General features: G+C 61.1%; 8 protein-coding genes. All 8 read right to left on the bottom strand.

Features of this window, described 5'->3' with window-relative positions:
- Positions 1-203 (bottom strand): thiolase family protein (locus AWB67_RS28930; protein ID WP_510183507.1); only part of this gene is annotated, 203 nt, incomplete at its 3' end.
- A gap of 132 nt (positions 204-335) precedes the next feature.
- Positions 336-1208, bottom strand: a complete 873-nt coding sequence (locus tag AWB67_RS28925; RefSeq protein WP_235025378.1) for an enoyl-CoA hydratase-related protein — start codon at positions 1206-1208, stop codon at positions 336-338.
- Entirely contained in the window at positions 1153-1914 is a 762-nt protein-coding gene (locus AWB67_RS28920; RefSeq protein ID WP_087659616.1) for an enoyl-CoA hydratase-related protein, read from the bottom strand. Before AWB67_RS28920 ends, AWB67_RS28925 begins: the two co-directional genes overlap by 56 nt.
- 31 nt (positions 1915-1945) lie before the next feature.
- On the bottom strand, positions 1946-2917 hold the full coding sequence (locus AWB67_RS28915; RefSeq protein WP_235025377.1) for an amidohydrolase family protein: 972 nt from the start codon (positions 2915-2917) through the stop codon (positions 1946-1948).
- Complete coding sequence (locus AWB67_RS28910) at positions 2859-3476, bottom strand: glutathione S-transferase N-terminal domain-containing protein (protein ID WP_087659614.1); 618 nt, start codon at positions 3474-3476, stop codon at positions 2859-2861. Before AWB67_RS28910 ends, AWB67_RS28915 begins: the two co-directional genes overlap by 59 nt.
- Before the next feature lie 187 nt (positions 3477-3663).
- Positions 3664-4419 (bottom strand): GntR family transcriptional regulator, encoded by a 756-nt coding sequence (locus AWB67_RS28905; RefSeq protein WP_087659613.1) that lies wholly within the window; start codon positions 4417-4419, stop codon positions 3664-3666.
- 104 nt (positions 4420-4523) lie between these two features.
- Positions 4524-5159 (bottom strand): carboxymuconolactone decarboxylase family protein, encoded by a 636-nt coding sequence (locus tag AWB67_RS28900; protein WP_087659612.1) that lies wholly within the window; start codon positions 5157-5159, stop codon positions 4524-4526.
- A 54-nt stretch (positions 5160-5213) separates the two neighbouring features.
- Positions 5214-6401 carry a CaiB/BaiF CoA transferase family protein gene (locus AWB67_RS28895; RefSeq protein WP_087659611.1) on the bottom strand — a complete coding sequence of 396 codons (1188 nt, stop codon included), beginning with the start codon at positions 6399-6401 and terminating at the stop codon, positions 5214-5216.
- Between the last annotated feature and the right edge of the window lie 120 nt (positions 6402-6521).

The raw sequence follows: 6521 nt of genomic DNA, 5'->3' as shown, positions 1-6521 counted from the left end.
GCGACGTTGCGATTGTCTTCGCCCGCCTGATTCGCGCAGCCGAAGATCACTTCCTCGACGGCGTTCCAGTCGACGTCCTTGTTGCGCTCCATCAGCGCGCGCAGCGGCACGGCGCCGAGATCGTCGGCCCGCACCGACGACAGCGCACCCGCATAGCGGCCGATCGGCGTACGAATCGCATCACAAATGAAAGCGTCTCTCATGTAAACCTCCTGTAGTTACGCGACCGTACGCGCGCAACGCTGCGAAGCCACAGCTTGCGTCGGTTTCCGTGTCGATCACTGATTCAATGCGTCAAACCATTCGCCATCGTCAGCGATGCGAAGGACCGAGCTTCACGCCCCGCGATACAGCGGCTGGCGCTTTTCGAGGAACGCTCGCATGCCTTCCTCCTGATCGCTCGTATCGAAGAGGAGCTGAAACGCCTTGCGTTCCAAAAGCAAAGCGCCGTCGAGCGGCAGGTTCTGTCCGGCGTTGACAACCTCTTTGATCGCCCGGACAGCGAGCGGCGGCATGCTGGCGATGTCGCGCGCTAGTGCTAGCGCTCGCTCCAAGGCGGCGCCTGTGTCGGCAAGCTCGGAGACGAGGCCCATTGCTAACGCCATCTCCGCATCGACCGGCTCGCCGGTCAGGATCATCTTCATTGCCCGATATTTGCCGATGGTCCTTAGCAGCCGCTGCGTTCCACCTGCGCCGGGCATGATGCCGACGCGAATCTCTGGCTGACCGAATCGCGCTCCGCGACCCGCGACGATCATGTCGCAGGCAAGCGCCAGTTCGCAGCCACCGCCCAGCGCATAACCTTCGACCGCCGCAATCACGGGCTTGCGGCATGCAGCGATGGACCGGAACGCGCGGCTCGTGTCGCGCGCCGTATGTTCACCGGAAGTCATGTTCACCATCTCGACGATGTCGGTGCCGCCGACGAAGAACGAGTTCCCGCCGGTCAGCACAATCACGCGCACGTCCAGGTCGGCGTCCGCCGCGGCAAACGCCTCATCGAGTTGCTGCTTTACGTCAAGGCTGAGCGCATTGCGGCGCTCGGGGCGATCAATGCGAATCACGCAGACCGCCGACTCGGGACGCTCGCAGATCACGACGTTTCCGGTACTCGGTTCTGATGTCTTCATAAAACCCTCGTTTAAGACTCGATCACCGTCCCTTGAAAACCGGCGGGCGCTTTTCCACCGATGCGCGCGTCGCCTCACGCGCGTCCTCGGTGTACATCAGCTTCGTGCTGTAGCCCTGCTCGTGCTCGTAAGCTGCTTCAAGCGGCATCGATTCAATGTCGTTAAGCGCCTGCTTCGCGTAGCGCAAGCCAAGCGGACTCTTGGCGGCAATCTTCGCTGCCAGCTTGAGAGCCGTCGTCATCAAGTCTTCGGGTTCGACGACTTCATCGATCAGACCGAGCCTGAACGCTTCCTGTGCGCCAATCGGTTCGCCGGTGAAGTACATGCGGCGCAATGCGCCCTGCGGAATCAAGCGGCCGTGATGAGCCGCGCCCCCGCAGCGGCCGATATTGATTTCCGGCGTGCCAAACCGCGCATTGCGCGCGGCGATGCGGATATCGCACACGGTGGCCAGCACCGAGCCCGCGCCGAGGGCAGGCCCGTTGATCGCAGCGATGACGGGAATCGGGCAGCGGTAGACGGCGGAAAACGTCCTGCGCACAATGGCTGCCCGCTCGGGATCCTGCTCGGGCGTCGCGCTCAGAAACTCGTTCAGATCGAGCCCCGCGCAAAATGCGCGATTGCCCGCACCGGTGAAGATGGCGCAATGGACATCGAGTTCCTTGCCAAGGTTTTCGAAGAGATCGGCGATTTCGCTATAAAGCGCGAGCGTCAACGCGTTGACCGGCGGCCGGTCGAGGGTGACGATCGCGATACCATCTCGCTTGTCGAGAGTCAGTGACATGGGTTGCCTTTGGTAGAAAGAATTTGTACGATCAGTCGTCGAACCGGTAGATGCGCGCGGGGTTATCGACAAGGATGGTCTCCCGCAACGAGGCGTCGTCCACCCATTCATGGAATGTATTCAGCAAATCGCCGACGTCCGGCGCAGCATCGGCCATGCGCACGTAAGGCCAGTCTGAACTCCACACCAGTTGCCGCGCATTCGCTTCAATCATGAGATCGTGGAACGGACGCAAGTCTTCATAACCTGGGGCCTGCTTCGACACGCGGCACAGAGCCAACTTCACGCCAACGCGCCCCTCGCGGAGCAACGCCAGGACGTTCTTAAAGTCGCGATGGTCCGTTCCGAGCGACGGATCGAAGCACGTCATGTGTTCGAATACGACGGACAATCCGGCACGCTCGAGCTCCTCGGTGATGGCGGGAACGTCGCTGCATCGTGCCCAGACCTGTGCGTGCCAATCGAGCGCCTTCATGCGGCTCGCGAGAGACAAAGCAACCTCCAGCCCGACGCTGCCCACGAACGGTTTGCCGGTCTGCGGACTGGGCATTTCATTAAAGCGCAACGCACGCACGCCTTTGCTGTCGAGGTGTCGCAACGCTTCGTCCGTTACGTCCCGCTGCGTGACTGCAACACCGCGTATCCTGCCAGCGCCCGCCTGAAGCGCCGCGACGAGCGCCGCGTTGTCGGTTCCATACGGCGCCGGTTGAACGAGTACTCCACGGCTCGCGCCGATCGTGTCCAGCATTGCGAGATAGGTGGGACAAGGCGCGAGCGGCGGCGGATAGTTCGACGCTGTCACAAACGGAAAGTCTTGATAAGGGCCGAACACATGCGAATGCGTATCGCAGGTGCCGTCGGGAAGCGCATTGCGCGGCGGGTGGGGCATCTTTGCCGGCACGACATCGACGGGGCGCAGAGGATCCGTGAGACTACTCATGACATCACTCTCCATCGCCAGGTTCGGTGCGGCGCATTGAGTCGCGCTCGGCGAAACGCGCATGCCACGCGGTGAGCGCCGGACGTCCCTCGCGCCATTGCACGTCCGGCAGGCGGAAGTCGTAGTAGGCGAGCACGCAGGCAATGGCGATGTCGCCGATCTGGATGTCTTCGAGTCGCAATTGCGGTGCCAATTTGTCGAGCGCGTCAAGCGAGGCGTCCGACTTGACCTTGAACGCCGCGAGCCATTCCGGGCGCTGCTGCGACTGCGGCTTGTTACGCTCCTGACGCCAGAGCAACAGCACATCGAGCAAGCCGTCAGCGAACGCCTGCTGTTGCAATCCGACGAAGCGCTCGCGGCCCGCGGCCGGAAAGAGATGCACGCCGTCGTGCAGCGAGTCGAGGTATTCGCAGATCACCGATGAATCGAACAGAGCGAACCCGTCGTCGAGCACGAGCGTGGGCAACTTGCTCAACGGGTTGTCGTGAAGCAGTTGTAGATTGGGCTTGTCCATCGCGACGGGGGATCGCACGCATTCGAATTTGTCGGCAACACCCGCTTCGTACGCGCACACCATGACTTTGCGCACAAACGGCGAGCGCGGCGACCAATGCAGTTTCATGTGCCTATCCTTCGGGAACGTTAAAGAACACACGACACCTGCCGAACCGCTAAACTCAAGCGCGACTCGCTTTTCGTGTTAGGTCAATTATATGGCCTTTTGACCTATTAGGGAGGAAAAATAGATGGGTGAAAACACTGAGACGCAAGTCGCGGACGCTGCACACGGCAGCACCCTCGACCCGCAGTTACAGGGCGACCTTGATGTCCAGGCGCACAACGTCGCCCCGATACACGCCATTGCCGACAAACACAATCGTTCCATCGGCATCTGTTGCGGTGCGATAGGCGTGCGCAACGGGCGCATTGAGGGGGATTTCCAGCATACGCGACAACTCGACGTCGGCTGTGCCGATCGTAATCGTCTGATGGATTTCCTGAAGCTTGAGATCGGGCATATCGCGCAATATGCGCATGGTCGTGTATTGCTTGAACGCGGACTTAGGAATGCGGCGGCTTAGGCGTTCGTCGATGTACGCGTCGCCGAGGTAGTACGGTTGCCCTTCGCGCGAATGGCGTCGGCGCCAGTGCTGGTAGGAGGGCGCAAGCTTGCCACGTGTGTGCAAGATATTGACGGGCATCACGCCCTTTTCGGTCTTCAGCAGCTCGATGCTGGCGCCCTCCGCGGCGAGTAGCAAGCCTGACAGATCGGTCGGCACTTCGCACCAAAGCTGACTTTGCGGCTTCTGAATGACGAATGTGCCCTTGGCGCGAAAGCGCTCAATGAGTTTGTCCTCTTCGAGGATGCCAAGCGCCTGGCGGACCGTGGCGCGGGCGACAGCACATTCTTCGGCGAGCTCGTCGACGGTGGGTATCTGCGCGCCGACATTCCACTGGCCTGACTCGATGCGCCTCCTAAACAGTGTCGCCAGCTGGATATAGCGGGCAACTCCGCTCAAGCTGAAATCAATGGCTGGTTCCTTCAGGGCCGCCTCTGTACTCATTGCAACTCCGGATGGTGTCATGTGGCGCTTCCGGCGCGGCTACCAAGGGCAGCCCTCGTAGCGGGGAACCCTCATAGTTTAATCCAAAGAACCAGTTGTCTAGCCTACTGACTTTTACTGACAGCTTCGCCTGCTAGAGTGCAGCGCGCAAGCGTCGGGAGGGCTTCGTCAACCTCGCTTAAGTGCAGGATGGGCTCGAGCGGCGGCGACACGTCGTCTGGCAACGGGATCTGATGCACGTTGAGCGTCATCGACACGAGTGTGTAATAACCAATTACCGCGCCAAGTTCGACTACGCCGACGTTGCCCCAGCGGTGCATCACGCGCTGATACACGTTTTCGTCTACGTTGCCCGTTTGTTGCAGTTGTCGCGCGAATTCGTAGATATCGGCTTCTTCCGAGTCCTCGAAAGCAGGGTGCGCGCCTGTCTTGATCGCGTCCAGTATGGTTTGGCTCAGGCCAGCACGCAGGCCCGCCTCGGCGTGAATATGCCATTCGAGCTGGCTGTTCCAGCGCCGCGCCGTAACCACGATCGCCAGTTCGGTCAGCCGCGCCGGCAACGTCGTCCCGTAGCGAAGGATTTCACCGAAGCGCTGCCAGCGGTCGGCCAGTTCGGGGCGGTGCAGCGCGGCGCGCAAGGGACCAACGACGGTCCCGCGCGGGCCATCAACGACGGCGCGATAGACGCGCTCCTGTTCGGCGCTCATCGAGTCGGGCGAAAAAAGGGGAATACGGGCCACGTTCAATCCTTACAGTGAGATGTCATTTGTTCGGCAGCCTCCGTGCACCGGTTTTTACCCGCGCTCAATACCGAGTTCGCGCAGCACTTCGTCCGTATGCTGCCCGAGCGTCGGTGGGGCGCGGTCGAAGCTCAACGGAGCATTGCGGAGTCGAATCGGGCTCACCACCTGCGGCACGGTGCCCGAGACCGGATGGGGGAGATGACGCAGCATCTCGCGGTGCTTAACTTGCACGTCCTCGAAAACCATCGGAATAGTGTTGATCGGCCCGCACGGCACGGTGGCGGCATCTAGCTTGCCGAGCCAAACGTCGAGATCGTCCCCGAGCAGCGCTTCGCGGATGATCGCGAGCAGCGGCGGAAGATTGCGCACGCGCTGCGCATTGGTCGCGAAGCGCTCGTCATCGGCGAGATCGGGATGCGCAATGACTTCACAGAATTTGCGGAACTGGCCGTCGTTGCCGACTGCGAGCACCAGAAAGCCGTCACGGCACTTGAACACGTCCTGCGGCTGTATGTTGGGATGCTTGTTGCCATTGCGAGCCGGCGTCTTGCCCGAGACAAGGTAATTCATCGCCTGATTGGCGAGAAACGCGACCTGAACGTCGAGCATCGCAACGTCGATATACTCACCTACGCCCGTTTCGTTACGCCGCGCGAGCGCGGCGAGAATGCCGACCGTCGCATACATGCCCGTCATGATGTCGACAATCGGCACGCCGACCTTTTGTGGGCCGCCGCCAGGTTCGTCGTCGCGCTCGCCCGTCACGCTCATCAGGCCGCCCATTGCCTGGATCATAAAGTCATAAGCGGCGTTTTCCGACTTCGGACCATCCTGGCCGAAACCCGTAATCGAGCAATAGATCAGATCTGGCCTGACGGCCTTCAGGTCGTCATAGGCGAGACCGTATCGCTTCAGGGCGCCGGCCTTGAAGTTCTCGAGGACGACATCGCACTGCGCCGCGAGCGCACGCACGGTCGCTTGCCCTTCGGGCGTCGCGAGGTCGACTGCAACCGAGCGCTTGCCGCGATTCACTGACAAAAAATAGCCTGACTCCTTCGAGGCAGAGCCGTCGCTTGCCTTCAGGAATGGGGGCCCCCAGCTGCGGGTGTCGTCGCCGACTTCGGGGCGTTCCACCTTGATGACGTCGGCGCCAAGGTCCGCGAGAATCTGGCCGCTCCACGGCCCCGCCATGATGCGGCTGAGGTCGAGAACCCTGATATGTGAGAGAGGTCCGCTCATGATTTTTCCGGTTAGACAATATTCGCAGCTGCGGCGGTTCGCTCGCCTTAAACCATTAAACCATGTTTTCGGCCTAATGCGTGCTGCCTATGTGAGATGCAAGCTGGCTCTTTCGCGGCG

Origin of the sequence: Caballeronia terrestris (genome assembly GCF_001544515.1) — a bacterium.
GTDB lineage: Bacteria > Pseudomonadota > Gammaproteobacteria > Burkholderiales > Burkholderiaceae > Caballeronia > Caballeronia terrestris.
Note: the sequence above shows the minus strand (reverse complement) of the source record. Positions and strands in the feature narration are given on the sequence as shown.

Bases quoted from the DNA above. Each gene is read 5' to 3' on its own strand.
- AWB67_RS28905 (WP_087659613.1), bottom strand. From the start codon at position 4,419: ATGAGTACAGAGGCGGCCCTGAAGGAACCAGCCATTGATTTCAGCTTG.
- AWB67_RS28910 (WP_087659614.1), bottom strand. From the start codon at position 3,476: ATGAAACTGCATTGGTCGCCGCGCTCGCCGTTTGTGCGCAAAGTCATG.
- AWB67_RS28895 (WP_087659611.1), bottom strand. From the start codon at position 6,401: ATGAGCGGACCTCTCTCACATATCAGGGTTCTCGACCTCAGCCGCATC.
- AWB67_RS28915 (WP_235025377.1), bottom strand. From the start codon at position 2,917: ATGCGCGTTTCGCCGAGCGCGACTCAATGCGCCGCACCGAACCTGGCG.
- AWB67_RS28920 (WP_087659616.1), bottom strand. From the start codon at position 1,914: ATGTCACTGACTCTCGACAAGCGAGATGGTATCGCGATCGTCACCCTC.